The following is a 25933-nucleotide window of genomic DNA, read 5'->3' as shown; positions in this document are numbered from 1 at the left end:
TGTAAGCGCTGAGCCCCAAGCTGCAAGCGGCAAGTGAGGCCTCCCCACTTGCCGCTTGCAGCTTGTCGCTTGAAGCTGCCCTCTTCGTCAGTGGGCGAAAATCGACTTGCTCTCCTTGCCTGCCATTTTTTCCGGCTTGATCAGGAAGCGTGCCAGCGCTGGCAACAGCCACAGGGCGCCGAACATGTTCCACAACAGCATGAACGTCAGCATCAAGCCCATATCAGCCTGGAACTTGATCGCCGAGAAGATCCAGGTGCACACGCCGATGGCCAGGCAAAGGCCGGTGAACAGCACCGCCTTGCCGGTGGACTTGAGCGTCTGGTAGTAGGCTTCCTGCAGCGGCATGCCCGCGCGCAGGAAACTCTCCAGGCGGCTGTAGATGTAGATGCCGTAATCCACGCCGATACCCACGCCAAGGGCCACCACCGGCAAGGTCGCGACTTTTACGCCGATCCCCATGAAAGCCATCAGGGCGTTGCCCAGCACCGACGTCAGTACCAGCGGCAGGACGATGCAAAGGGTCGCGGCAAACGAGCGGAAGGTGATCATGCACATCACCGCCACGCAGATGTACACCAGGATCAGGATGGTCAGCTCGGCCGACTTGATCACCTCGTTGGTGGCCGCCTCGATACCGGCGTTACCCGCTGCCAGGAGGAACTCCAGTCCTTCCTTGTTGTGGGTGCTGGCAAATTCCTTCACCGCGTTGACCGCACGGTCCAGGGTCTCGGCCTTGTGGTCGTTGAGGAAGATCAGCACCGGCGCCAGCGAGCAATCAGCGTTGTACAGGCCATCGGCACGAGAAATGGAGCTGTTGAGCACGTCCGGGTTACGCGACAGGCTTTCCCATTTCAGGTTGCCCTCGTTCATGCCCTTGATCATCTGCTTGGAGACGGTGACCAGGGAGATGGCCGACTGCACACCCGGGGTGTTTTCCATCTTCCACATCAGTTCATCGATCGGCGCCATGGTCGAGTACACCGAGCAGCCTTCGGTCGGGGTCTTGACCATCACCACCAGCACGTCGGAACTGGTCGAGTAGTTGTCGATGATGAAACTGTTGTCTTTGTTGTAGCGCGAGTCGGGACGCAGTTCAGGCGCACCCTGGTCAAGGTCGCCGATCTTCAGGTTCTGGCTGTACCAGAGGCCGCCACCGAAGGCCAGCAGTGCCAGGACGATGGATACCGGGGCCACCTTGGCACTGGCGAAGTTGGACAGCAGCCGCCAGAAAGGATGTTCGCGGGTTGCGTCTTTCTTGCTGCGCTCAATGGCCTTCTTGCTGATTCCGACATAGGAAATCGCCACCGGCAGCAGGATCAGGTTGGTGAACACGATCACCGCCACACCGATGGAAGCGCCGATGGCCAGCTCGCGGATCACGCCGATGTCGATGATCAGCAGGGTGATGAAACCCACTGCGTCGGCGAGGATGGCGATCATCCCCGGCAGGAACAGCTGGCGGAAAGTACGGCGGGCAGCGGTCAGGGCGTTGTCGGCGTCGCTCGACTGCAGGGCGATACCGTTGATCTTCTGGACCCCGTGGGAAATGCCGATGGCGAAGATCAGGAACGGTACCAGCATCGAGTACGGGTCAAGCCCGAAGCCCACCGCGTGCATCAGCCCCAGCTGCCAGACCACCGCCACCAGCGTGGTGATCAGCACGGCGATGGTGCTGCGGATACACCAGGTGAACCAGTACAGCAGCACCCAGGTAATCACCAGAGCGATACCAAAGAACATCGCCACCATCATCAGGCCATCGATCAGGTCGCCCACTTTCTTGGCGAAACCGACGATATGCACCTTCACGTTGGGGTTCTGAGCCTGGAACTTGTCGCGAATCTTTTCTTCCAGCTGGTGGGAGAACTGCTGGTAGTCGAGCTTGATCAGCTTGCTCTGGTCCTGCGGATCAGGGTAGGACTCCAGCAGCGGGATATCGATGATGCTCGACTTGAAGTTGTTGCCCACCAACCGGCCAACCTGCCCGGACTTCAGCACGTTGTTGCGCAGCTGGTCGAGGCTGTCTGCCGAACCGTCATAGGTGTTGGGGATCACTTCACCACCGGCGAAGCCCTCTTCGGTCACCTCGGTCCAGCGCACGCTGGGGCTCCACAACGACTTGAGCCCGGAACGGTCGACGCCCGGGATGTAGAAGACCTCATCGTGGATCTGGCGCAAGGTCTCCATGTAGTCCTTGCTGAAGATGTCGCCATCGGTGGCTTCCACCGAAATGCGCACGGTGTTGCCGAGGTTGGCCAGGTCGTTGCGGTGTTCGAGCATCTTCTCGATGAAGGGATGCTCAAGCGGGATCATTTTCTCGAAGCTGGTTGAAGGACGAATCTGCGTGGCCTGCCAGAACAGGAAGACGCTGACCAGCAGGCAGATGAGGATCACCACCGGGCGGTTGTTGAAGATCAGACGCTCGAGCAGCGTCGCCTTGTCCTGATGGTGCTGCTGATTCATGTTGAACTGCTCCTGATGCGTCATGGCTGCACTCCTTCGGCGCCTTGGGCCGAAGCCAGATGCACACCACCCTGGCCCACCAGCACCAGGCCCCCTGCGCCCTGCCCGCTGACGCCCGCCAGGGCGATGCGATCGGAGCGGTTATAAATGCTGAAGGTCTGACCGTCGTCGTTGCTGCGCAATACGCTGCCGCCATTACCGACCAGTACCAGGGTGCCATCATCCAGAAGCGTAGCGTTTGCCAGGCCAAATTCGAGGGCCCCGCGCGCTGCCTTCAACTCGATCTTCTGCCAGCTGTCACCGAAATCCGTGGAGCGGTAGAGGTTGCCGCGCAAACCGTAGGCCAGCAACGTGTGCGACTGCGCGGTGCCGATCACACCGAACAACGAGCCTTCGTATGGGCCTTCGAGCTTCTGCCAGGTCTGGCCGTCGTCGCTGGAGCGGAACATGCTGCCCTGCTCACCGACAATGAACAGGCCGGCATCCTTGACCTGGGCAATACCGTTAAGGTGGAACTGGTCTTCGTTGTCCAGACGGTCGCTGACATCGACCCAGTCTTTGCCACCGTCGGTGGTTTCAAGCAGTGCGCCGTAAGCGCCGACAGCAAAGCCGTTACTGGCATCCTTGAACCAGACATCCAGCAATGGCGCTTCGCGCTTCAAGTCTTCAAATTGCTTGGTCCAGGTCACGCCGCCGTCGCTGCTGACGAGGATTTGTGCGTCATGGCCAACCGCCCAGCCATGTTTGTCATCGACAAAGTACACCGCCGTCAGCAGTTGCCGGGTGGGGACTTTGGACTGGGTCCAGGATTTGCCCTGGTCATCAGAGAAGAGGATATGGCCGCGATCGCCGACAGCGACCAGGCGATTGCCCGCACGCGTCACGTCGAGCATCAGGCTTTTTTCGGCCTTGGCCGATTCGGTGGAGTAGACCTGGGCCGTCGGCGTTGCCGCCTCGACCGTATTGGCCCAAAGCCCCATTGCCAGCAACAGCGCACCGCTGGCGGCCATTGCCCATGGGCGCACGCGCAGTGCGCCGCCAGTACCTGCCATGAACGGCTCGGTCATAGATCTGTCCCCCGGTTTTTTGTTATTTGGGTCAATCTATTTGCAGGTACTGCCAAAAACCGTGTTCCAGAGCCCCGCAATAGCTGGGAGCCATCCTATCGGTGTTTGTGAAGGGCTGACAACGAACGGGACGTTATCTTTTGTTAAGCAGGGATAACGCGGGCTCTGTAGGAGCGGATTCATCCGCGAATGGGGCGTTGCGACCCATCGCGGATAAATCCGCTCCTACAGGATCAGGCCAGGCTTTTGCTCACGACTTCGTAGACGTCGCTGGACAACGAACCCGAGGCCAGGATGCGCTCTAGCTCTCCTTTCATCAGCGCCTGACGCGCATCATCGTACTTGCGCCAGCGCGTCAGCGGCGCCAGCTGGCGCGAAGCGATTTGCGGGTTGAGGGCGTTGAGCTCGATGACCAGGTCCGCCAGGAAGCGGTAGCCCGAGCCATCAGCGGCATGGAAGTTGACCAGGTTCTGCCCGGCGAACGCACCGATCAGGGCGCGGACCTTGTTCGGGTTCTTCATCGTGAACGCCGGGTGCTGCATCAACGCCTTGACCCGTGCCAGACCACCCGGCAGGGTGCTCGCAGCCTGAACGCTGAACCACTGGTCCATGACCAGCGGGTTGTCCTTGAAGTTTTCGGCGAAGACCTCCAGCGCCTTGGCCCGTTCGGCTTCGAACGGCGAGTTGACCAGCACGGCCAGCGCAGTAAGGCGCTCGGTCATGTTGTCACAGGCGTCAAACTGCTCCTGGGTGGCGGCCACTACTTCTGGCTTGCCGCTGAGCATCAGGTACGACAGGGCAATGTTCTGCAGGCTGCGGCGGGCAAAATGCTCGGCCTCGGCGACATACGCGGTGCTTCGCGAAACAGCACGATTGGCCTGGTAACGCGCATTCAGGGCATCGAACAACTGATCGGCAATCTGCTTGCGGGCAAACTCGCGGGCCGCGTGAATGGCGTCGACATCGGCCACTTCGCTGATTTCGGTGAGGTAGGCCTCGCTCGGCAGCGAGAGCATCTCGGCGACCATGGCCTGGTCCAGCTGGTCGTTACCCAGCACCGCAGCCAACGCCGTGACCAGGCGCTGGTCCAGCACCAGGGCACTGCCCTGCTGATGCTGGGCGATCAGTTCCTGCAGCACCTGCACCGACAGTTGCTGGCCGGCTTCCCACCGGTTGAAACCGTCACTGTCATGCTGCATGAGGAACATCAGCTGATCGCGATCGTAGGGGAAGCTCAGCTTCACTGGTGCACTGAAGCCCCGCAACAGCGATGGCAAGGGCTTGGCGGCAACGTCGACAAAGGTGAAGGTTTGTTCTGCCTCAGTCACCGACACCACACGCGAGGTACCCAGCGCAGCGGCTTCGCCTTGCAGGCGCAGGGCGATGTCGTTGCCCTGGGCGTCCAGCAGACCCAGCTCGACCGGGATCACGAAGGGCTTTTTCTCAACCTTGTCCGGGGTCGCCGGGCAGCTCTGGCGGAAGGTCAGGCTGTAGGTGTGCGCCGCGCTGTCGTACGACTCGCTCACCGCCAGACGTGGCGTACCGGCCTGGCTGTACCAGCGCTTGAACTGCGTCAGGTCGACGCCGTTGGCATCTTCCATGGCCTTGATGAAATCATCGCAGGTCACCGCCTGGCCGTCATGGCGCTCGAAGTACAGGTCGCTGCCTTTGCGGAAACCTTCCGCGCCCAGCAACGTACGCACCATGCGCACCACTTCCGAGCCCTTCTCGTAGACGGTCAGGGTGTAGAAGTTGGAAATCTCGATAAAACTGTCCGGGCGCACCGCGTGCGCCATCGGGCCGGCATCTTCAGCGAACTGGTGGGTACGCAGGTAGGCAACATCCTCGATGCGCTTGACCGTGCGCGAGTTCATGTCGGCGCTGAATTCCGAATCACGGAACACCGTGAAGCCTTCCTTGAGCGACAGCTGGAACCAGTCGCGGCAGGTCACGCGGTTGCCCGACCAGTTGTGGAAGTATTCGTGGGCAACCACCGCCTCGACCCGCTGGTGCGCGGCATCGGTGGCGGTTTCGGCGCGGGCCAGCACGCAACTGGAGTTGAAGATGTTCAGGCCCTTGTTTTCCATGGCGCCCATGTTGAAGTCATTGACCGCAACAATCATGAAGATGTCCAGGTCGTACTCGCGACCGTACACCTCTTCGTCCCAGCGCATGGACTTCTTCAGGCTGTTCATGGCGTGCTGGCACTTGTCGATGTTTTCCGGCTCGACATAGATGCGCAGGGTCACGTCGCGGCCCGACTGACGGGTGAAGGTGTCTTCGACACACCACAGGTCACCGGCCACCAGCGCGAACAGGTAGGCCGGTTTCATGAACGGGTCTTCCCAGGTCGCCCAGTGCCGGCCGTCGTCCTGCGGACCGCTGCCGATCGGGTTGCCGTTGGACAACAGCACCGGGTAGCGATGTTGCTCGGCGATCACCGTGGTGGTGAATGTGCTCATCACGTCCGGGCGGTCGAGGTAGTAGGTAATCTTGCGGAAACCTTCGGCCTCGCACTGGGTGCAGAACATGCTGCCGGACTTGTACAGGCCTTCGAGCGCCGTGTTGCTTTCCGGGTGGATCTTCACGCTGGTGTCGAGGGTGAAGGTCGCGGCCTTGGGCTGCAGGGTCAGCTGGCTGTCGTCGAGTTGATAATCGCCGGCGCTCAACGCCTGGTCGTCCAGGGCCACGCTGAGCAGCTCCAGCTGCTGGCCATCGAGGACCAGCGGCGGCAGGCCGGCTCCACGTGCGGGGTTACGGCGCATGACCAGCTGCGCGTGGACCAGGCTGTGGTCCTCGAACAGTTCGAAGGTCAGGTGCGTCTCGTCGATCAGGTACTCGGGCGCCTGATAGTCCTTGAGGTAGATCACTTGCGGCTGTTCGGTACGCATGTGGCGGTCCTTTTACTGATGCACGGCAAGCTGGTACGCCGTGTACTTGCGAATATTGATCACACCGGTATCAAAAATCAGGTACTGGCCCTTGATACCCAGCAACGTGCCTTCAGCCACCGGGTTCTTGTCCAGGTTGAAGCTGACGATCTTGCTCGGGTAGGCCTCGACCGGGTAGCGGATTTCCAGTACCTCGCCGTCGCTTAGCGGTTGCACGGCCTGTAGGCCGAATCGTGTCTGCAAGGCGCTCAGGCCTTCGGCGCAGCTGTCGAACAGCTGATCGCGAACGGCCAGCAGATCGACAGCTTCGGCATCGCCCTTGAGCAGCGCACGCCAGTTGGTGCGATCGGCGACCTGGCTGCGGAACAGGTCTTCGACCAACCCCGATTGCTGGCGCGTGGCAACCCGCACGATCGGCAGGGCCTGGCTTGCGCCCTGGTCGAGCCAGCGCGTGGGCAGCTGGGTGGCACGGGTGATACCGACCTTGATGCCCGAGGAGTTGGCCAGGTACACGACATGATCGGTCATGCAGAACTGCTCACCCCAGGCCGGCTCGCGGCAAGTGCCTTGGTCGTAGTGGCATTTTTCCGGAGCCATGATGCAGACGTCACACTGGGCCAGCTTGGTCATGCACGGGTAGCAATAACCCTGGCTGAAGCTGGTTTTGGTCTTGCGACCGCAGTGGCTGCAATGGATGGCACCGAGGTATTCCAGGCGCAGGGTCTTGCCGATCAACGGATTGACCGGCACTTCCAGCTCGCCCAGGCGAAATGCGTACTGCACTACCGGAGCGTCGAGACGCGCCGACATTTTACTGATGGAACCACGGCCGAGTTCGATCAATGGATCGCATCCGACTTGAACAGGATGTTGGCAACCGGTGCCGACTTCGAGCTGCATTCCTGCGGGCCCATGTAGCCGGTACGCTGCTCTTCGGGCAGGTTCTGCATTTCCCAGGCGATGACCGCCTGCAGCGACAGTTCTTTCTGCTCGGTGGTGAGCTTGCGCCCATCCGCCCATTTGCCCAGCTCCACGGCCAGTTTCAGGCTCTCGTAGATTTCCGGGGTGATGTTTTCAATCATTTGCGCAAAAGTGGACATAGCGTCTCCCAAATCAAGCCGTCAGTTTACGCCGAGCCAGCGCCCCGCCCAAGAGCCCGCTTAGGCAACCGACCAACAACCCGCCGACATGAGCGGCGTTGGCGATCTGGCCAAAGCCCAGCAGGCTGACCAGCCCCGACAGGCACAGCAGCAACCAGACCAGCATCATGACCAGTACCCCGCGTGGCATCCGGTACACCGGGTTGGGTGCCAGCCACTGGTACAACCAGATGTGCCCAAGCAGGCCGTACAGCACGCCCGACAGGCCGCCGAACAGGCTCGGCCCGCCAAACAGGTATTGCGCGGCATTGGATACCAGGCTGAACAACAGGGTCAGGGTCAGCATCGACCAGGGCCCCTGGCGCAGTTCGATACGCCGGCCAAGCTCCCAGTACCACAAGGCGTTCATCGCCAGGTGGAGGATGCCGAAATGCACCAGCATCGGCGTGAACAGGCGCCACCATTGACCGTCGGCCAGGCTGGCCGCCAACGGGGTGAAGTACAGGTATTCGCCCTGTACGCGGAAATCGAGAAAGGTCAGCCAGCTCAAGGTGGCGAAGTTGTCTCCCAGCCCGGTAAGGCCAGCAACGATCAGGCACAGCAGCAATACCGCAGCAGTAGCCTTGCTGGCGCGCAGCTGCTCGCCAATGCTCGGGCGCGCCGGCGCCTGGTTGGCCTGGGCGGGCAACTGGAAGTCGGCGTCGCCTTCGGGAAAGCGCTGGTACAGCTCACGCACGTCCTCAGCCAGATTTTCCGCCACCCACAGCACCTGGTCACCGCCCTCCTCGCTGACCCGATGCGGCACCTGCAGGCGCCGCAGCAGGCCGACAAAGCCGCTGAGGTCAGTATTCAACGGCTTACGCAATACCACCACTGCACTCATTGGCTGGCCTCCGGCCGGTCCACGTCGACCCAGACGAATTTGCGCGGGTCGAGTCGGGTTTCATCGTCGAGTCGGTAAGCAACCAGTTTGCCGTACAGCACCGCACTGTAGTCCAGGCAGGCCAGGTTGGCGCGGATCGGCGCCGGTTTGCCACTGCGCCAGTAATGCCCGACGAACAGCAAGGGCTCGTCTTCACCGTAACGCAGCAAGGCATTCTTCTGGCTGTGGCTCAGCGGCGTGCTGGCAACCTTCTCTGGCAGCGCATCCGGCTGGAAAACGATGTCACCGTAGGTTTTCGGGTCTTCTTCCCAGAACTTGGTCCGGAAGAAGGCGCGGGTCAGGCCATCGCCGCCCGTCAGGGTAAGGCCGTCCGGCAGGCGCATGTCGGTGCCGCGCAGCAAGCGGTTGCAGACCGTGGCGGCAAAGCTGTCGGCCACAGCCGAGGCCTGGATGAAATGCTCGTCGATACACCCGTTCGGGTACTGTTGGCGCAACGGCTCGATCAGGCGCGAATCCCAGCAGGCATGCACCAGACGGAAACGCCCGGCGTCGAGGAACAGCGGCAGCTCGTAGAACCATTCAAGAAAATCGTGCCAGTCCGCCGGGTGCCCTTCGAATTGCTCAAGGGTTTCGTAGATCAGGCGGCCATGCCGCGGGTTGTGTTCGCGCACAAACTGCTTGCCGCTCTCAGGCAACGCCGGAGTGTTCCAGCCCAGGGCGTTGTATTCATGGTTGCCCATGATGCAGCGGGCCTGACCGGCTTCGACCATGTCGTGAACGATATGCAGGGCCTCGCGTATCCTCGGGCCGCGATCGATGATATCGCCGAGGAACAGCGCCTGGCGCTGGGGATGACGCCAGACGCCGCCCTGACGCTTGTAGCCAAGGGCGTCGAGCAAGCGCTCAAGGGTGTGTGCACAGCCGTGCACGTCACCGATCAAATCGTAACTGCGGGCTGGATCGAGCATCACTCGCCTCCACCACCCAGGCGGCTGCCCCAACCGAGTTTGGTCCGGCATACCTCATAGTAATTGTGATCCAGTGGGTGGATCAGGCGCAGTTTCTGCGGCTTCTTGTTCACCGTGATGGTGTCACCGGGGGCACAGGTGAAGTGGTTTTGACCGTCACAGGAAATTTGCGGGTAAATCTGCATATCTTTGGACACCACGATCTTCAACTCGCTGTTGCCATCCACCACGATCGGCCGCCCCGACAGGGTGTGCGGGTACATCGGCACAATGACGATGGCGTCGAGTTTGGGGTGCATGATCGGGCCGCCCGCCGACAGCGCGTAAGCCGTCGAGCCGGTAGGCGTGGCGACGATCAGGCCGTCGGCCTTCTGGCTGCAGACGAACTGACCGTCGATGTAGATCTCGAATTCGATCATCCGCGTCGACTTGCCCGGGTGCAGCACCACATCGTTGAGGGCATCGCCCTGGCCAATGGCTTCGGCGTGACGGCGTACTTCGGCCTGGAGCAGAAAACGGTTTTCCACCAGGTAGTGGCCGTCGAGCACTTCGGCGACTTTTACTTCCAGTTCATCCGGGCGAATGTCGGTTAGAAAGCCCAGGCTGCCGCGGTTGATCCCCAGCACCGGGGTGTTGTGCCGGGCCAGCGCGCGCGCGGCGCCCAGCAAACTACCGTCGCCACCGACGACAATCACCAGGTCGCAGACTTCACCCAGCAGTTTGCGCGATGAGGTCTGCAGGCCGTGGCCGGGCAGCACTTCGGCAATGGTGTCTTCGAGAATGACGTGCAGGTGCCGTTCGAGCAGGAATTTTTTCAGTCGGCGAATGGTATCGAGCACCTGGGAGCTGCCGAGGCGGCCGATGATACCGATATTGCGAAATTGCTCCATGGGGCTCCTGCTAGACGCTACGGCGGGAAAAGAGGCTCAATTGGCCCAAGAGTTCGATTATGGGCGAAAGCGCCGGGTAGCAGCAAACGCCGGAGAAATTCGCCAGTGCCCGGGGCATAGCGGCTATGCTCGCTGGATGAACCCTTTTTCCGCCCTGATCGACCTGCCCCGCCAGTTGCGCCATCCCCAGGTGCGCGACCTGGCCTGGGTCATCCTGGCACCGCCGATGCTGCGTGAAACGCCCTGGCCACAGCGTCATCCGCTGGCTGCCAGTGACTGGGTCGACCATCCACAACGACTGCGCCAGTGGCTCCATGACCTGGATCACGACAGTCGCTTGCTCGAACACTGGCTGGCGCAACTGGCGACTCGGCGCCTGGGCTTGTACTACGAACGTCTGTGGCAATTTGCCTTGCAGCACGCACCCGGCGTCGAACTGCTGGCTGCCAATCTGCCGATCCGCACGGGTGGCCACACACTGGGTGAGCTCGACATCCTTCTGCGCGATGCTGAAGGGGTGCACCACCTGGAGCTGGCGATCAAACTCTATCTGGGGCCGCCAGGGGGCGATGGCAAGGACCCGGCGCACTGGCTGGGGCCAGGGTGCCACGATCGTCTGGACGTCAAGCTTGCACACCTGGCCGAACACCAGCTGCCGATTTCGGCCCGGGCCGAAAGCCGCGAGGCACTTGCAGCGCTGGAGATTGAACAGTTCAGTGCCCAGTTGTGGCTTGCCGGTTACCTGTTTTATCCCTGGCCCGCGCATGCCGATCCACCCACGGGTGCGCACCCGCAGCATCTGACCGGGCAATGGCTGCATCAGCGGGACTGGCAGGCCTTTGTCGAGCAAAGCTTGCCGGGCGTCTGGCAGCCCCTGCCCCGGCAAGCCTGGTTGGCGCCAGCGCATTGTGCGCCGGACGAGTGCTGGAGTCCGGAACGTTTCCATGCCTGGCTCAATGTCCTGGACCCGCTGGCACCGGCGCAACTGCTGGTGCGTCTGGTGGCAGGTGAAGATGGCGAGTGGGAAGAAGCGCAGCGGGTGTTTCTGGTCTCCGATCTGTGGCCGAATCTACCCGGCTGAACCGGCCCTGTAGGAGCGGATTTATCCGCGATTGGGCGCACAGCCTACCCCCAGGTCAAACGCACGGCCAACGCCGCCAGCGTCACCAGCAACACCGGCACGGTCAGCACGATCCCGACCTTGAAGTAATACCCCCAACCAATCTTCACCCCCTTGCGCTCCAGCACATGCAACCACAACAAGGTCGCCAGGCTGCCGATGGGGGTAATCTTCGGCCCCAGGTCGCTGCCAATCACATTGGCGTAGATCATCGCTTCCTTGACCACCCCGGTGGCCGCGCTTGCATCGATCGACAAGGCGCCGATCAGCACCGTGGGCAAGTTGTTCATGACCGACGACAACACCGCCGCCAGCAGCCCGGTGCCCAGCGCCGCGCCCCACACGCCGCCAGCCGCAAAGTCATCCAGCCAGCCGGCCAGGTAATCGGTCAGCCCGGCATTGCGCAGGCCATAAACCACCAGATACATACCCAGGGAAAACACCACGATATGCCAGGGTGCTTCCTTGAGCACCTTGCCCACGGCAATCCTGTGCCCGCGCGCGGCCACCACCAGCAACACCAGCGCACACACGATCGAAATCGCACTGATGGGAATGCCCAGCGGTTCCAGGGCAAAACAACCGATCAGCAGGATCACCAGCACCAGCCAGCCGGCAACGAAGGTCGCCGGGTCGTTTACTGCGCTGCGTGGCCGATCCAGTTGCAGCGGGTCGTAGTCAGCCGGGATGTCGCGGCGAAAGTACCAGCGCAGCACCGCCAGGGTCGCCAGCACGCTGACCAGGTTCACCGGCACCATCACGGCCGCGTAACGGTTGAAACCGATGCCGAAAAAATCCGCCGAGACAATGTTGACCAGGTTCGATACCACCAGCGGCAAGCTCGCAGTATCGGCAATAAAGCCGGCTGCCATGACGAAGGCCAGGGTCGCCGCCGGGCTGAAGCGCAATGCCAGCAGCATGGCCATGACAATGGGGGTCAGGATCAGCGCCGCGCCATCGTTGGCAAACAGTGCCGACACCAGCGCACCAAGCAACACAATGAAACTGAACAGCCGGCGCCCGTTGCCCCGCCCCCAGCGCGCCACATGCAGCGCCGCCCAGGCGAAAAAGCCCGCCGCGTCGAGCAGCAGGCTGATGATGATCAGGGCAATGAAGGTGCCGGTGGCATTCCAGATGATTTGCCAGACCACGGGTACATCTCCCCACTGCACCACGCCGCTGAGCAGCGCCAGTAATGCACCGCCGCTGGCGCTCCAGCCAACACCCAGCCCACGGGGTTGCCAGATCACCAACGTAATGGTCAGCAGGAAAATCAGCGACGCCATCAACATGACACGAACCTTGAAATCGAAAGGGACGAAACGGCGAATTCTAGCGACAGGTCAATGCAAGGCTGGCATTTTTTTGCTGCAATCCCCGGGTAATCGGCTTTCCAGCGTTTACAGTTACAGCATTGCGCCAGCAAGAGCGCGACCTACGACCTGATGATGACAAGGAATGACCATGACCCTGAATACACCCCAGGCCCGCTATGGCGGCCTGTCGATTGCCCTGCACTGGCTGATGCTGGTATTGCTGGCGGCCGTGTACGCCCTGATCGAACTGCGCGGCCTGTTCCCCAAGGACAGCGCCGAACGTAACCTGATGAAAGACCTGCACTTCATGCTCGGCCTGACCGTATTCGTCCTGGTCTGGCTGCGCCTGGTCGTTCGCCTGGGCCGTCCGACACCACCCATCATCCCCAAGCCACCGGCCTGGCAGACCGGCCTTGCCCACTTGATGCACCTGGCCCTGTACTTGCTGATGATCGGCTTGCCGCTGGCTGGCTGGCTGATTCTCAGTGCCGCCGACAAACCGATTCCGTTCTATGGCTTCGAACTGCCGGCCCTGATCGCACCGGACCCGGACCAGGCAAAATTCATCAAGGGCTGGCACGAGCGCATTGGCAGCTGGGGTTACTGGCTGATCGGCCTGCATGCCCTGGCCGGTCTTTACCATCATTACGTGCAGCGCGATAACACTCTGCTGCGCATGCTGCCAGGCAAAGACTAGACAAAGCCACGGCGGCCCTGCAGGCCGCCGCTGTGCAGGAAGATCAGGCGTGTGCCGGGAGCAAAGGCACCCGCTTCAACCTGATCGCGCAGCGCCATCAATGCCTTGCCGGTGTAGAGCGGCTCCAGCGGCACAGCGGATTCAGCTTCGCTGGCATCGATAAACGCCAGCAACGCCTCATCCACCTTGGCAAATCCCCCCCGACTGGCGTCGTACAAGTGGTAGCCGTTACGTCCGGCCAACGCCTCGACCTGCTCGGGCACACCGTGACCGGCAGGCACAGCCAACGCCCCATGAACACGATGTTCGCCGCGCTCGGCCAGCACCAGTCCGGCCAACGTGGTGCCGGTGCCTGCGGCCAGCCACCAGCCGTCATAATCCGACCAGCCGACCTTTGCCAACTGCTGCTTCGCCTGCGTAACGATCAAGGCACAGCCCTTGGCCCCCAGCGAACCACCACCGCCTTCCGGTACACAGTGCCAGCCTGGGTAGCGTTGCTGCCACGGCAACCAGAAACCGGTCTGATGCCTTGCCCTATAGTCGGCGTAACCGAGCCAATGCAGGTGCATGCCGTATGCCTGCAAGTCGCGGACGGTGGGAGTGTCCTGGGGATGACCACGCAGCAGACCGGCGGTGGCAAAACCGAAACGTTTGCCAGCCGCTGCCAGCGCATGCAGGTGGTTGGAGTGCGCCCCGCCAAGGCTGATAACGCCCGGGGCACCGGCCTGTTGGGCCAGGCGCAAGTGTTCAAGCAGCTTGAACCACTTGTTGCCGCTGATCAGCGGGTCAATCAGGTCCAGGCGCAACACCGCCAACTCGACACCGAAAGGGCGTAGCCAATCCAGTGTCAGGCGGTGCAGTGGAGCAACAGGAAGCGCATCAAAGCCGGTCATACAGGGTTCACTGCCGCAAGGAGGCGGCAGTTTAGCAGCGCAGCAGGGTCTGCACCCCGCTGCGCGCCGTACTCAGAGCTCGGCAGCCAGGCGCGAGCCCTGATTGATGGCCCGCTTGGCATCCAGTTCGGCCGCGACATCAGCGCCGCCGATCAGGTGCACCGACTGCCCCGCCGCCTGCAACCCTTCCTGCAACTCGCGCAACGGGTCCTGACCGGCACAGATCACCACGTTATCCACAGGCAGCACCTGTGGCTCGCCTTCGGCAATACGGATATGCAGGCCGGCATCGTCGATGCCCAGGTACTCGACGCTGTTGAGCATCTGCACCTGCTTGTTTTTCAGGCCGGTACGGTGGATCCAGCCCGTGGTCTTGCCCAGGCCATCGCCGACCTTGGACTTCTTGCGTTGCAGCAGGTACACCTCACGCGCCGGCGCATGCGGCTGCGCCTTGACGCCGGCCACCCCGCCACGCGCCTGCAGTGCGGTGTCGATACCCCACTCCTTCCAGAACGCCTCGCGATCCTGGCTGGTGGCCTTGCCTTGGTGGACGAGGAACTCGGAGACGTCAAAACCGATACCACCGGCACCGATCACCGCGACTTTCTGTCCGACCGGTTTGCGCTCAAGCAGCACGTCCAGGTAGCTCAGCACTTTGTTGTGCTCAATGCCCGGGATCGCTGGCAAGCGCGGTGCGATCCCCGTGGCCAGGATGATTTCGTCGTAACCGCCCGCCGCCAGTTGCTCGACATCGACGCGGGTATTCAGGCACACCTCGACACCCGTGGTCTGCAGCTTGCGCTTGAAGTAGCGCAGAGTTTCATAAAACTCTTCTTTGCCCGGCACCCGCTTGGCAACGTTGAACTGACCGCCAATTTCGCTGGCCGAATCGAACAGCGTCACCTGATGGCCGCGTTCGGCCGCCACGGTGGCTGCAGCCAGCCCGGCAGGGCCGGCACCGACCACGGCGATCTGCTTGACCTGGGTGACCGGCAGGTAGTTGAGCTCGGTTTCATGGCAGGCGCGCGGGTTGACCAGGCAACTGGTCAGCTTGCCGCCAAAGGTGTGGTCCAGGCAGGCCTGGTTGCAGCCGATGCAGGTGTTGATCTCGTCACTGCGCCCGGCGGCCGCTTTGTTGACGAAGTCCGGGTCGGCAAGGAACGGCCGCGCCATGGACACCATGTCAGCATCGCCTTCGGCGAGGATCTGCTCGGCCACCTCCGGAGTGTTGATGCGGTTGGTGGTGATCAACGGAATCTGTACGGCGCCACGCAGCTTGGCCGTGACCTTACTGAACGCGGCGCGAGGCACTTTGGTGGCGATGGTCGGGATTCGCGCCTCGTGCCAGCCGATGCCGGTGTTGATGATGGTCGCACCGGCTTGCTCGATCGCCTGGGCCAGTTGCACGATCTCTTCCCAGTTGCTGCCGCCCTCAATCAGGTCGAGCATCGACAGACGGAAGATGATGATGAAGTTCGGGCCGACCGCTTCACGCACCCGGCTGACGATCTCTACCGCCAGGCGCATGCGGTTTTCATAGCTGCCACCCCAGCGATCGGTGCGCTGATTGGTATGGGCGGCCAGGAACTGGTTGATGAAGTAACCTTCCGAGCCCATGATTTCGACGCCGTCGTACTCGGCGCTTTGTGCCAGCACCGAGCAATTGACGAAATCCTGAATCTGCTTCTCGATCCCCTCTTCGTCCAGCTCACGCGGCTTGAACGGGTTGATCGGCGCCTGGATGGCACTCGGCGCTACCGATTTCGGGCTGTAGGCGTAGCGACCAGCGTGGAGGATCTGCATGCAGATCTTGCCGCCTGCCTCGTGTACGGCACGGGTGACGATGCGGTGCTTTTCGGCTTCTTCCGGGGTGCTCAACTTGGCTGCCCCCGAATACACACCACCCTCAACGTTAGGGCCGATGCCGCCGGTGACCATCAGGCCGACGCCGCCACGTGCACGCTCGGCAAAGTAGGCAGCCATGCGCTCGAAGCCACCGGGCTTTTCCTCCAGGCCAGTGTGCATCGAGCCCATCAGGGTGCGGTTGCGCAGGGTGGTGAAACCCAGATCCAGCGGGGCGAGCAGGTGCGGGTAACGAGCGGCGGCCATAGTGAACTCCACAACAGACTTAATCACAGGATGCGGGCACCTCGCTCAGGGAGCGGAGCCCGTCAGTTATCTGTGACCGACATTAATGAGCCAGCGCCCACGGCTCAATGACCGAAAGTTACAAGTTATTGATCCTACTGCACGCGGGGTCTACCCTAATCACCGAATCCCTTGCTGGTGCTGTGCTGATTCATGCGAAAACTCCTGTTGGGCGCCTTGGCGCTGGTCATCATTGCTGCACTGTGCGGCTACGGGTTCTGGACCGGGCAACGACCCACCGGGCATTACCTGTCGGACCTGCGCGTCGAACTGACCCTGAGCGAAGGGATTCCCGCCGACCACGGCAATCTGCTCGGGGTCGAGCCACAGCTGTATCCCGGCGACTACCAGAACCTTCAGCGACTGCACCGCAAACTGGCCGCCTACCTTGAGCAAGCCCGCGCGCAAGGCCTGATCAACGCTCGCACCGTGGTCATCCTGCCCGAGCACATCGGTACCTGGCTCTGGGCCCGGGGCGAGAAGAACGAGCTCTACCAGGTCACCCAACGTCGCGAAGCCTGGCAATGGCTGGAACTGAGCAACCCGCTCAGCTACGGCCTGGCCATGCTCGGTGCCGAAGGCGATGACCGCCGTGCCGATGCCCACCTGCGCATGAAGGCGCAGCAGATGGCCAGTGACTACCAGCAACTGTTCAGTGGCCTGGCCAAAGAGTTCGGTGTCACCCTGGTGGCAGGCTCGATTGTGCTGCCCTCCCCTTATGTAGAGCGTGGCATCCTGAAAATCGGCTCGGGCGCCTTGTACAACAGCAGCCTGGTGTTTGCAGGCGACGGCTCGGTGCTTGGCCAGCCGCAGCTGCAACAACACCCCGATGGAGAAGTGCGGCGTTTTATCAGCAGCGGCACCGACCAGCCACCACAAGTCCTGCAAACCCCCGCCGGGCGCCTGGGGGTGCTGATCGGCAGCGACAGCTGGTACCCGAGCAACCAGCAACAACTGGTCAATCAGTCAGCGCAACTGATTGCCAACCCGGCGTTTCTGTCAGGCAAAGGCAGCTGGAACGGGCCGTGGCGCGGGAACCGCCACCAGCCCCTGGCAGCCACCCTCCCGATCAAACCCGGCGAAGTCAGCGAAGCCCAGGCTTGGCAACAGCTGACGCTGAACGCCAACCCTACCGGGATCAGCAGCATGAGCGTGTTCCTGCGTGGGCGCTTCTGGGACGAAGTCGTTGATGGCCAGGGTTTTGCCAGTCGCGCTGGCCTCAACCTGACCGGCGCCGGCACTGCTGGCGCCCGCCTGCTGAACCTGTGGCTATAGGCTCGGCATGAACCGTCCACGGATGCGCCTGGGAGACCTGTCAGTGGGTTTTATCCAAAGCCTAAGCGAAACCCTGCAGCAGCGCGGCATCGAGCCCACAGCGCTGCTGGAGCGCTATGGCTTGGACACTGACCGCCTGGCCGAAGCCGGCGCGCGCCTGTCCATTCCGCGGTACATGCACCTGGGCCATGCCGCCATCGAACTGACTGGCGACCCGGCACTGGGCTTGCACATGGGCCAGATCAGCCGCCTGAGCCAGGCAGGCCTGGCAGGCGTCACCGCGGCCCAAGCCCCCACCGTCGGTGCGGCGGCGCGCACATTGTTGCGCTTTGAGCCGCTGTACGCCGCCAACTACCGCGGCCATTCAAGCTTTGACGAGGACGCCAGTGGCGCCTGGCTGCGCTTTTACTCCATCAGCCCCTACAACACCTACAACCGTTTTGTAGTGGATTCGCTGTTGTCTGGCTGGCTGGCGCAATTGTCGAGCCTGGCCGGGGTCACGCTGCTGGCCGAACGGATGGAAATCGAATTCGAGGCACCACCCTACGCCAGCCACTACCAGGCGCTATGTTCAACCCCGGTGCAGTTTGGCGCGCAGACCAATCAGCTGCGCCTGAGTCGTGCGAGCCTGGCCCTGCGCAACCCGACGCACTGTCCAAGCACCTGGCAGCACCTGCTCAAACTGTGTGAAACGGAACTGGAACAACGCACGCGCATCCGTAGCCTGAGCGAGCGCATCGCCCACTTGCTGGGGCCGCTGCTCAATGGCGGACGGGAACCGGATCTGGAGGAAGTGGCGCACCACCTGCAACTGCCCACCTGGACGCTACGACGCAAGCTGGCCGAGGAAGGCACGCAGTTTCGCGCGATTCTCAATGACACGCGCCGCGACCTGGCCATGGCCTACATCCGCGACACAGAGCTGGCTTTCGGCGAGATCGCCTATTTGCTCGGGTTTGCTTCGGCCGAAGCCTTCCAGCGCGCATTCAAGCGCTGGAACAGCATGACCCCGGGGGAGTTTCGCCGCAGCCAGCGGCGTACCGGCTGAGATTACAGCTCGGTGGCGTCCTCGGCCGGCTCAGGCGGATCGAGCTCAAAGGCGCGGTATTCGAGTAGTTCTTCTTGATAGTCGTCCATCGTCTGCTCCGTCGTTTCTCATTCGATTCATTGATTCGTCATCGAGCCTAAAGTGCCGCGATGAATAAAAAATGACAATGACGCGTATCAACACAACGTAGCAGCAGACGCAGAATTTATCCGCCCGGTTATTGCGGTGCCTGCTCAGGGCTGCTGACCGGCACCGCCGGATTCACCGTCGATACCGGTTCGGCGCTGACTGGCACAGGCTGTTCGACGTTGATCGGGGCAGCATCGACCGGGGGCGCCACCGGCTTGGAGCCGGCGCTGTCATCCACCACAGGCGCTGGCGCCGCTTCAACGGTTGCCGCCTGCGGCGCCGCTGCTGGCTCGCTGACAGGCACGGCCACCGGCGCATCCGGCGCCAGGGTGGCAGGCGCTGCTACCGGCGCAGGCTCGGGCATACCCAGCTCAGGCGCAGGTTTATCGACGGGCTTTTTCAGCGCGAGCTTTTTCTTCGGCTCCTTGGGCAGGAAGCTCTCGACCAGCGCGAAATAACGCTCGTAGAACCTCGCGGAAGTAACGGTCTCACTGGCAACCTTGACCATCGAATCGTCGGTCGAGCCGATGGGCATCGATAGCGAACCCAGCACCCCCACCCCGACACTGGCCGAGGTGTTGGATTTTTTCAGCGCATAGCGGTCCTGCAAGGCGTTGGCGAACATGGTCGAGCGCTGCTCGTCTTCGCTGTCGCGGGCACAGACCACATTGAAGCTGATCTGCAGATGCGATTCGCCCGTCTGCTGGAAGCTTTTGTTGCCATTGACCTGGCCGGCATCGCTGCTGGTGATGATGTAACCCTGGCTGAGCAAGGCCCGCCGGGCCGCTTCGCAAGTACTGGCTTCGTTAACCGCAAAGCTGCGCGAATAAGTACCCGAGTCGTCGAAATTCTCGTGTTCGTAGATGGCAGCTTTCTTCGAGGAACAGCCGGAAACACCCGCCAGCACAAGGGCCAGCCCGAGCGCACCCAAGACGGTTGACTTTGACATTGCAAATCCTGAGTAAAACGATCAACGCCTATTGTGCAACACATCGGCGGATCACTGAAACCGCAGCAGCGCAATCACCCCGGAAAAATCCTTGGCAAGGCCGTAAATCAAGCGCGAAGCCCTGGGCGCCGCTGGTCGAAAAATCTTGTATCCATTCAGTTGGCACTCTGCGGGAATCTACCTTGCTCCGGCTTCTTAACCTGCAAATGTGCAACTACGCTGGCATGTAGCCACTACCCAGACCGGACCACTACAAGGAGTTACCCCGGTGAAAAACCTGTCAGTGAAAATCAAGCTATTGCTCGGCTTCACCCCTATCCTGGTGTTGATGGTGCTCCTGGCCATCACTGCCATCAGCAGCCTGAATACCCTGACCCAACGTGCCGACCGGCTGGTATCGGTCAACTACATCCTCGACAACCTCAATGAAATGCGCGCTGCCCAGTTGAGCTTCGAGCAGCGCCGTGAAGCGGTATTTGCCGATCAGTTGAACGAAGCCTCTCAACAAACCCGGCAACTGCTCGATGAAAACCTCAGGCACCTGCTTGACGCCGACTCACAGCGCCTGTTGCGCGCTACGCAAGACGACCTGCAACGCTACCAGGAGCAGTTCCGGCAACTGCAGGCTGCACCCGCCAACGGCCCCAAGCAAGCCCAGCTTCACGATCAGTTGCTGGAGAATGTGCACAGGGGCCTTGAGGCAATCAATCAGTTGATCAGCTTGCAGAACCAGCGCAGCAATGAGGAGTCCAGCCACAGCCGTACTCTGATGCTCGCCCTGCTGTTCTGCGCCCTGGTGCTGGGCGTGCTCATCAGCGCCGTGATCATCCGCCAGATTACCCTACCCTTGCGCCAGGCCGTGGTAATCGCCCGGCGCATCGGCGAAGGTGACCTGACCCCTACAGCCAGCGAACTTCGCCACGACGAATTCGGCCAACTGCTGTTGGCGCTGGAGCAAAGCGGCAACAACCTGCGCGAAATGCTCGGCCAGGCCAGCAACGTCACTCGCCAGCTGTCTACGGCCGCCGAGGAGCTGTCCGCCATTACCGAACAAACCAGTGCCGGTATCAACAGCCAGAAGGTCGAGACCGACCAGGTGGCGACGGCCATGAGCGAGATGGTCGCCACCGTCCAGGACGTGGCACGCAATGCCGAAGAAGCCAGCGAAGCCACCCGCCAGGCCAACAGCCAGGCCAATCAGGGCAACCAGGTGGTGCAACGGGCGCTGGCCCAGATCGGGCAACTGGCCGTCGACATCGGCAGCTCCGCCGAGGCGGTCAACCAGCTGTCGACCGAAAGCGAACACATCAGCAGCGTAATGACAGTAATCAACGCCGTGGCCGAGCAAACCAACCTGCTGGCCCTCAATGCCGCGATCGAAGCGGCACGGGCAGGTGACGCCGGGCGTGGGTTCGCCGTGGTGGCCGACGAAGTCCGCGCACTGGCCAAGCGCACCCAGCAGTCCACCGCGCAGATCGAAGCGTTGATTGTTTCGCTGCAACAAGGCGCACAAAAAGCCGCGCAGATGATGCATAACAGCCACGAAATGGTCGGTACCACCGTGGCGCTGGCCAATGAGGCGGGTATAGAACTGCAAGCCATCACCCAGACGGTGACCAGCATCCAGAGCATGAACCTGCAAATCGCCACCGCCGCCGAACAGCAGAGCGCCGTGGCCGAATCGATCAACCGCAGCGTGCTGAGTGTGCGGGATGTGGCGGAACAGTCTTCAACCGCCTCACAGCAGACCGCCGCCTCGTCGGTGGAACTGGCGCGCCTGGGCGGGGAGCTGCAAGCGCTGGTGGCGCGCTTCAGGGTCTAGTTGCCTGGCCGGGGCTGCCAAATTGCGCGCACAAAAAAAGCGACCTGAGGTCGCTTTTTTCGTTACATCAATATGGCGCAGCGGACGGGACTCGAACCCGCGACCCCCGGCGTGACAGGCCGGTATTCTAACCGACTGAACTACCGCTGCGTGGTCGTGCTCACCTGGACTGCGAAACTGCCGCTAATCTCAGGCACAAAAAAAGCGAACCTAATGTCGCTCTTTTTGTTACCTGGAGGAGTTCAAGGGCCTCCAGGTGAATATGGCGCAGCGGACGGGACTCGAACCCGCGACCCCCGGCGTGACAGGCCGGTATTCTAACCGACTGAACTACCGCTGCGTATCGTACAAGCTTGCGCTTGCTTGAAACTGGGATCTGGCCTGAAGGCTTTAGCACCTTCGGACCTCAAACCGGTCGTTGAACCGATCTGGAGAAAAGTGGCGCAGCGGACGGGACTCGAACCCGCGACCCCCGGCGTGACAGGCCGGTATTCTAACCGACTGAACTACCGCTGCGCATAGTGGACTTGCGTCCTGTTCCTCTCTGGTAACACCTTCTTGCGATTGTGTCGGGCCAGGAACATCTCAGGAAGTGGTGGGTGATGACGGGATCGAACCGCCGACCCTCTGCTTGTAAGGCAGATGCTCTCCCGGCTGAGCTAATCACCCGTGTGCTTCGCTGAGGTGGCGAAATTTACGCAGGTATCGAACCTAAGTCAATACCCCCGTTGAAGTTTTTTTCAAAAAGGGCAAAAAAGCAGTGTTACGTGTAGATCATCTTCTTGGTCATACCGCCGTCGACCACGAACTCCTGACCGGTGACGAAGCCAGCATTGCGCGACAACAACCAGGCAACCATGGCTGCCACGTCTTCCACCGTCCCTACCCTGCCCGCCGGATGCTGGGCATGATCGGTTTCGCTCAAAGGTTCAGCGCGGCGCTGCGACGGGTCCCGGGCATCAATCCAGCCGGGACTTACAGCGTTGACGCGAATCTCTGGCCCCAGACTCATCGCCAGGGCGTGGGTCAGGGCCAGCAAACCGCCCTTGCTCGCTGCATACGCCTCGGTATCGGGCTCTGACTGACCAGCGCGGGTAGACGCCAGGTTGACGATGGCGCCGCCGTGAGCACGCAGGTAAGGCGCACAGTGCTTGGCCAACAGCATGGGCCCACCGAGGTTGACCGCCAACACGCGATTCCAATGAGCAAGGCTCAGGGTTTCCAGGGTGGTGTTGTGCGGATCGGCGACGGCGGCATTGCACACCAGCGCATCCAGGCGCCCGAACTGGCCGAGCACTTCGGCCACCCCGGTCTTGACCTGGGCTTCATCGGCGACATCCATGCCGATGAACCAGGCGTTGTCACCCAGCACCTTGGCGACCTTGGCGCCTCGCGCACGGTCAAGGTCGGTCAGCACCACCTGCCAGCCCTCGGCAATCAGCCAGGCCGCAATGCCCAGGCCGATCCCCCGGGCCGCACCGGTGACCAGGGCGACACGGCCGTTATGGCTGCTGTCGCCCACCGACCAGTCGATCACAGCGCCGCCAGACCGCGGGCCAGATCGGCCTTGAGGTCGCCGACGTCTTCCAGGCCCACGGCCACCCGGATCAGGCTGTCGCGAATGCCTGCAGCCTCACGCTCCTGCGGCGACAGACGGCCGTGGGAGGTGGTGCCCGGATGGGTGATGGTGGTCTTGCTGTCGCCCAGGTTGGCGGTGATCGAAATCAGGCGTGTGGCATCGATGAAACGCCAGGCGCCTTCTTTGCCACCCTTGACCTCGAAGCTCACCACCGCGCCGAAGCCACTCATCTGGCTTTTTGCGAGCGCATGCTGCGGATGGCTCTCAAGCCCGGCGTAGTGCACTTTCTCGATGCCGTCCTGCTGCTCCAGCCATTCGGCCAGGGCCTGGGCATTGGCGCAATGGGCACGCATACGCAGATTGAGCGTCTCCAGGCCCTTGAGGAAGATCCAGGCGTTGAACGGGCTCAGAGACGGCCCGGCAGTGCGCAGGAAGCCCACTACTTCTTTCATCTGCTCGCTGCGCCCGGCTACGACGCCACCCATGCAACGACCTTGGCCGTCGATGAACTTGGTTGCCGAGTGCACGACGATGTCGGCGCCCAGCTTCAGCGGTTGCTGCAAGGCCGGGGTACTGAAGCAGTTATCCACAACCAGCTGTGCGCCCTTGGCATGGGCAATCTCGGCCAGCGCCGCGATATCCACCAGCTCGGCCAGCGGATTGGACGGCGACTCGACGAACAGCAGCTTGGTGTTGGCCTTGATGGCCTTGTCCCAGCCGGTCAGGTCCGCCAGTGGCACGTAGTCGACCTGCACGCCGAAGCGCTTGAAATACTTCTCGAACAGGCTGATGGTCGAACCGAATACGCTCTGCGAGACCAGTACATGGTCACCGGCGCTGCACAGCGCCATCACCGTGGACAGGATTGCCGACATGCCGGTGGACGTTGCCACCGCCTGCTCGGCACCTTCCAGGGCAGCGATGCGCTCTTCGAACGCACGTACGGTCGGGTTGGTGTAGCGTGAATAGACGTTGCCTGGAACCTCGCCGGCGAACCGTGCAGCGGCGTCGGCCGCTGTACGGAACACATAGCTGGAGGTGAAGAACAGCGGGTCGCTGTGCTCACCTTCCGGCGTTCGATGCTGACCGGCGCGTACCGCCAGCGTATCGAAAGCGACCCCTTCGAGGTCGCTGTCCAGGCGCCCGGCATCCCATTCCTGTGTCATGCCGCTGCTCCTGATTCAGTTGTTATAGAGGTCGATGATTGCGCTGACCGCCTGATTCTTGACCTTCGAGGCATCATTTCGCGCCTGCTCGATCTTGTTCAGGTAGGCCTCGTCAATGTCGCCGGTCACATACTTGCCGTCGAACACTGCGCAGTCGAAATGCTCAATCTTGATCTTGCCGCCGCCGACCGCTTCGATCAGGTCTGGCAGGTCCTGGTAAACCAGCCAGTCAGCGCCGATAAGCTCGGCGACATCTTCGGTGCTGCGGTTGTGGGCGATCAGCTCATGAGCGCTCGGCATGTCGATGCCGTAGACGTTGGGGTAACGCACTGCAGGTGCGGCCGAGCAGAAGTAGACGTTCTTCGCCCCGGCTTCACGTGCCATCTGAATGATCTGTTTGCACGTGGTGCCACGCACGATGGAGTCGTCGACCAGCATCACGTTCTTGCCGCGGAACTCCAGCTCGATCGCGTTGAGCTTCTGGCGGACCGACTTCTTGCGCGCCGCCTGGCCAGGCATGATGAAGGTACGGCCGATGTAGCGGTTCTTGACGAAGCCTTCGCGGAACTTGACGCCCAGGTGGTTAGCCAGTTCCAGCGCAGCGGTACGGCTGGTGTCAGGAATCGGGATGACCACGTCGATGTCGTGATCAGGACGCTCGCGCTGGATCTTCTCGGCCAGCTTCTCGCCCATGCGCAGGCGCGCCTTGTAGACCGAGACGCCGTCGATGATCGAGTCAGGACGAGCCAGGTAAACGTGTTCGAAGATGCACGGCGACAATTGCGGGTTGGTGGCGCACTGACGGGTGTGCAGCTTGCCTTCTTCGGTGATGTACACCGCTTCGCCCGGCGCCAGGTCGCGAATCAGGGTGAAACCGAGCACATCCAGCGAAACGCTCTCGGAAGCGATCATGTACTCGACGCCTTCGTCGGTGTGACGCTGGCCGAACACGATCGGACGGATGCCGTTCGGGTCGCGGAAGCCGACGATGCCGTAACCGGTGATCATTGCCACCACGGCGTAGCCACCCACGCAACGGTTGTGCACATCGGTCACTGCGGCGAACACGTCTTCTTCGGTCGGCTGCAGCTTGCCGCGCACCGCCAGTTCATGAGCAAAGACGTTGAGCAGGACTTCAGAGTCGGAGCTGGTGTTGACGTGGCGCAGGTCAGACTCGTAGATCTCCTTGGCCAACTGCTCAACGTTGGTCAGGTTACCGTTGTGCGCCAGGGTGATGCCATATGGCGAGTTGACGTAGAACGGCTGGGCCTCGGCCGAGGTCGAGCTGCCCGCAGTCGGATAGCGCACATGGCCAATGCCCATGTGGCCGACCAGGCGCTGCATATGGCGCTGCTGGAACACATCACGAACCAGGCCGTTGTCCTTGCGCAGGAATAACCGGCCATCATGGCTGGTCACAATACCGGCAGCGTCCTGGCCGCGGTGCTGGAGGACGGTTAGCGCGTCATACAGCGCCTGATTGACGTTCGACTTACCGACGATACCGACGATGCCACACATGCGAC

General features: G+C 61.9%; 20 protein-coding genes and 4 tRNA genes. 5 read left to right on the top strand and 19 right to left on the bottom strand.

Annotation, left to right across the window (positions count from 1 at the left end; all coding sequences use genetic code 11):
* Positions 1-87: 87 nt before the first annotated feature.
* The 8 genes from DM813_RS24950 to DM813_RS24915 form a co-directional block, all read right to left on the bottom strand.
* On the bottom strand, positions 88-2466 hold the full coding sequence (locus DM813_RS24950) for an efflux RND transporter permease subunit (protein ID WP_431312013.1): 2379 nt from the start codon (positions 2464-2466) through the stop codon (positions 88-90).
* 20 nt (positions 2467-2486) lie between these two features.
* Positions 2487-3533: a YCF48-related protein gene (locus tag DM813_RS24945; protein WP_128326068.1), complete on the bottom strand. Its 1047-nt coding sequence runs from the start codon at positions 3531-3533 to the stop codon at positions 2487-2489.
* Positions 3534-3766: 233 nt separating this feature from the next.
* Complete coding sequence (gene pepN / locus DM813_RS24940; RefSeq protein WP_128326067.1) at positions 3767-6424, bottom strand: aminopeptidase N; 2658 nt, start codon at positions 6422-6424, stop codon at positions 3767-3769.
* 12 nt (positions 6425-6436) lie between these two features.
* Positions 6437-7267: a DUF2797 domain-containing protein gene (locus DM813_RS24935; protein ID WP_128326066.1), complete on the bottom strand. Its 831-nt coding sequence runs from the start codon at positions 7265-7267 to the stop codon at positions 6437-6439.
* Positions 7264-7524, bottom strand: coding sequence for a YeaC family protein (locus tag DM813_RS24930; RefSeq protein WP_038608730.1), 261 nt, complete (start codon positions 7522-7524; stop codon positions 7264-7266). The genes DM813_RS24935 and DM813_RS24930 overlap by 4 nt, the downstream gene beginning before the upstream one ends.
* A gap of 13 nt (positions 7525-7537) precedes the next feature.
* Positions 7538-8407 carry a rhomboid family intramembrane serine protease gene (locus DM813_RS24925; RefSeq protein ID WP_128326065.1) on the bottom strand — a complete coding sequence of 290 codons (870 nt, stop codon included), beginning with the start codon at positions 8405-8407 and terminating at the stop codon, positions 7538-7540.
* Positions 8404-9378: a metallophosphoesterase gene (locus DM813_RS24920; RefSeq protein WP_206617429.1), complete on the bottom strand. Its 975-nt coding sequence runs from the start codon at positions 9376-9378 to the stop codon at positions 8404-8406. The genes DM813_RS24925 and DM813_RS24920 overlap by 4 nt, the downstream gene beginning before the upstream one ends.
* A complete protein-coding gene (locus DM813_RS24915; RefSeq protein WP_128326063.1) occupies positions 9375-10265 on the bottom strand; it encodes an NAD(+) kinase in 891 nt (296 codons plus the stop codon). The genes DM813_RS24920 and DM813_RS24915 overlap by 4 nt, the downstream gene beginning before the upstream one ends.
* A gap of 136 nt (positions 10266-10401) precedes the next feature.
* On the opposite strand from DM813_RS24915, the gene DM813_RS24910 reads away from it, so the two are divergent.
* Complete coding sequence (locus tag DM813_RS24910; RefSeq protein ID WP_128326062.1) at positions 10402-11346, top strand: DUF1853 family protein; 945 nt, start codon at positions 10402-10404, stop codon at positions 11344-11346.
* Between the two features lie 44 nt (positions 11347-11390).
* Here DM813_RS24910 and DM813_RS24905 read toward each other — a convergent pair whose 3' ends face one another.
* Positions 11391-12677 (bottom strand): arsenic transporter, encoded by a 1287-nt coding sequence (locus DM813_RS24905; protein ID WP_128326061.1) that lies wholly within the window; start codon positions 12675-12677, stop codon positions 11391-11393.
* A gap of 172 nt (positions 12678-12849) precedes the next feature.
* On the opposite strand from DM813_RS24905, the gene DM813_RS24900 reads away from it, so the two are divergent.
* Positions 12850-13398 (top strand): cytochrome b, encoded by a 549-nt coding sequence (locus DM813_RS24900; RefSeq protein WP_128326060.1) that lies wholly within the window; start codon positions 12850-12852, stop codon positions 13396-13398.
* On the opposite strand, the gene DM813_RS24895 is transcribed toward DM813_RS24900, so the two are convergent.
* Both DM813_RS24895 and DM813_RS24890 read right to left on the bottom strand, forming a co-directional pair.
* Positions 13395-14291: a 1-aminocyclopropane-1-carboxylate deaminase/D-cysteine desulfhydrase gene (locus DM813_RS24895; protein WP_128326059.1), complete on the bottom strand. Its 897-nt coding sequence runs from the start codon at positions 14289-14291 to the stop codon at positions 13395-13397. The two genes, DM813_RS24900 and DM813_RS24895, sit on opposite strands and share 4 nt — an antisense overlap.
* Before the next feature lie 72 nt (positions 14292-14363).
* Positions 14364-16400: an NADPH-dependent 2,4-dienoyl-CoA reductase gene (locus DM813_RS24890; protein WP_128326058.1), complete on the bottom strand. Its 2037-nt coding sequence runs from the start codon at positions 16398-16400 to the stop codon at positions 14364-14366.
* Between the two features lie 192 nt (positions 16401-16592).
* On the opposite strand from DM813_RS24890, the gene DM813_RS24885 reads away from it, so the two are divergent.
* Together DM813_RS24885 and DM813_RS24880 are read left to right on the top strand one after the other, a co-directional pair.
* Positions 16593-17714: a nitrilase-related carbon-nitrogen hydrolase gene (locus tag DM813_RS24885; protein ID WP_128326057.1), complete on the top strand. Its 1122-nt coding sequence runs from the start codon at positions 16593-16595 to the stop codon at positions 17712-17714.
* A gap of 7 nt (positions 17715-17721) precedes the next feature.
* A complete protein-coding gene (locus DM813_RS24880) occupies positions 17722-18762 on the top strand; it encodes an AraC family transcriptional regulator (protein WP_128326056.1) in 1041 nt (346 codons plus the stop codon).
* Positions 18763-18979: 217 nt separating this feature from the next.
* On the opposite strand, the gene DM813_RS24875 is transcribed toward DM813_RS24880, so the two are convergent.
* Complete coding sequence (locus DM813_RS24875) at positions 18980-19840, bottom strand: DUF2242 domain-containing protein (protein ID WP_128326055.1); 861 nt, start codon at positions 19838-19840, stop codon at positions 18980-18982.
* Between the two features lie 268 nt (positions 19841-20108).
* Here DM813_RS24875 and DM813_RS24870 point away from each other — a divergent pair, with 268 nt between their 5' ends.
* Positions 20109-21662: a methyl-accepting chemotaxis protein gene (locus tag DM813_RS24870; protein ID WP_431312009.1), complete on the top strand. Its 1554-nt coding sequence runs from the start codon at positions 20109-20111 to the stop codon at positions 21660-21662.
* A 73-nt stretch (positions 21663-21735) separates the two neighbouring features.
* Here the strand turns inward: DM813_RS24870 and DM813_RS24865 are convergent.
* The 7 genes from DM813_RS24865 to purF form a co-directional block, all read right to left on the bottom strand.
* Positions 21736-21812, bottom strand: a tRNA-Asp gene (locus DM813_RS24865).
* A 113-nt stretch (positions 21813-21925) separates the two neighbouring features.
* Positions 21926-22002 (bottom strand) — tRNA-Asp (locus DM813_RS24860).
* 99 nt (positions 22003-22101) lie between these two features.
* Positions 22102-22178, bottom strand: a tRNA-Asp gene (locus tag DM813_RS24855).
* A gap of 77 nt (positions 22179-22255) precedes the next feature.
* Positions 22256-22331, bottom strand: a tRNA-Val gene (locus DM813_RS24850).
* Positions 22332-22425: 94 nt separating this feature from the next.
* Complete coding sequence (locus DM813_RS24845; protein ID WP_206617436.1) at positions 22426-23184, bottom strand: SDR family oxidoreductase; 759 nt, start codon at positions 23182-23184, stop codon at positions 22426-22428.
* 11 nt (positions 23185-23195) lie between these two features.
* Positions 23196-24407, bottom strand: coding sequence for an O-succinylhomoserine sulfhydrylase (locus DM813_RS24840; RefSeq protein ID WP_128326053.1), 1212 nt, complete (start codon positions 24405-24407; stop codon positions 23196-23198).
* Between the two features lie 15 nt (positions 24408-24422).
* A complete protein-coding gene (purF, locus tag DM813_RS24835) occupies positions 24423-25928 on the bottom strand; it encodes an amidophosphoribosyltransferase (RefSeq protein ID WP_128326052.1) in 1506 nt (501 codons plus the stop codon).
* Positions 25929-25933: the final 5 nt, after the last annotated feature.

Origin of the sequence: Pseudomonas alkylphenolica (genome assembly GCF_004025535.1) — a bacterium.
GTDB classification, from domain to species: domain Bacteria; phylum Pseudomonadota; class Gammaproteobacteria; order Pseudomonadales; family Pseudomonadaceae; genus Aquipseudomonas; species Aquipseudomonas alkylphenolica_A.
Note: the sequence above shows the minus strand (reverse complement) of the source record. Positions and strands in the feature narration are given on the sequence as shown.

Bases quoted from the DNA above. Each gene is read 5' to 3' on its own strand.
- DM813_RS24950 (WP_431312013.1), bottom strand. From the start codon at position 2,466: ATGAATCAGCAGCACCATCAGGACAAGGCGACGCTGCTCGAGCGTCTG.
- DM813_RS24945 (WP_128326068.1), bottom strand. From the start codon at position 3,533: ATGACCGAGCCGTTCATGGCAGGTACTGGCGGCGCACTGCGCGTGCGC.
- pepN (WP_128326067.1), bottom strand. From the start codon at position 6,424: ATGCGTACCGAACAGCCGCAAGTGATCTACCTCAAGGACTATCAGGCG.
- DM813_RS24930 (WP_038608730.1), bottom strand. From the start codon at position 7,524: ATGTCCACTTTTGCGCAAATGATTGAAAACATCACCCCGGAAATCTAC.
- DM813_RS24925 (WP_128326065.1), bottom strand. From the start codon at position 8,407: ATGAGTGCAGTGGTGGTATTGCGTAAGCCGTTGAATACTGACCTCAGC.
- DM813_RS24915 (WP_128326063.1), bottom strand. From the start codon at position 10,265: ATGGAGCAATTTCGCAATATCGGTATCATCGGCCGCCTCGGCAGCTCC.
- DM813_RS24910 (WP_128326062.1), top strand. From the start codon at position 10,402: ATGAACCCTTTTTCCGCCCTGATCGACCTGCCCCGCCAGTTGCGCCAT.
- DM813_RS24905 (WP_128326061.1), bottom strand. From the start codon at position 12,677: ATGTTGATGGCGTCGCTGATTTTCCTGCTGACCATTACGTTGGTGATC.
- DM813_RS24900 (WP_128326060.1), top strand. From the start codon at position 12,850: ATGACCCTGAATACACCCCAGGCCCGCTATGGCGGCCTGTCGATTGCC.
- DM813_RS24895 (WP_128326059.1), bottom strand. From the start codon at position 14,291: ATGACCGGCTTTGATGCGCTTCCTGTTGCTCCACTGCACCGCCTGACA.
- DM813_RS24890 (WP_128326058.1), bottom strand. From the start codon at position 16,400: ATGGCCGCCGCTCGTTACCCGCACCTGCTCGCCCCGCTGGATCTGGGT.
- DM813_RS24885 (WP_128326057.1), top strand. From the start codon at position 16,593: ATGCGAAAACTCCTGTTGGGCGCCTTGGCGCTGGTCATCATTGCTGCA.
- DM813_RS24880 (WP_128326056.1), top strand. From the start codon at position 17,722: ATGAACCGTCCACGGATGCGCCTGGGAGACCTGTCAGTGGGTTTTATC.
- DM813_RS24875 (WP_128326055.1), bottom strand. From the start codon at position 19,840: ATGTCAAAGTCAACCGTCTTGGGTGCGCTCGGGCTGGCCCTTGTGCTG.
- DM813_RS24840 (WP_128326053.1), bottom strand. From the start codon at position 24,407: ATGACACAGGAATGGGATGCCGGGCGCCTGGACAGCGACCTCGAAGGG.
- purF (WP_128326052.1), bottom strand. From the start codon at position 25,928: ATGTGTGGCATCGTCGGTATCGTCGGTAAGTCGAACGTCAATCAGGCG.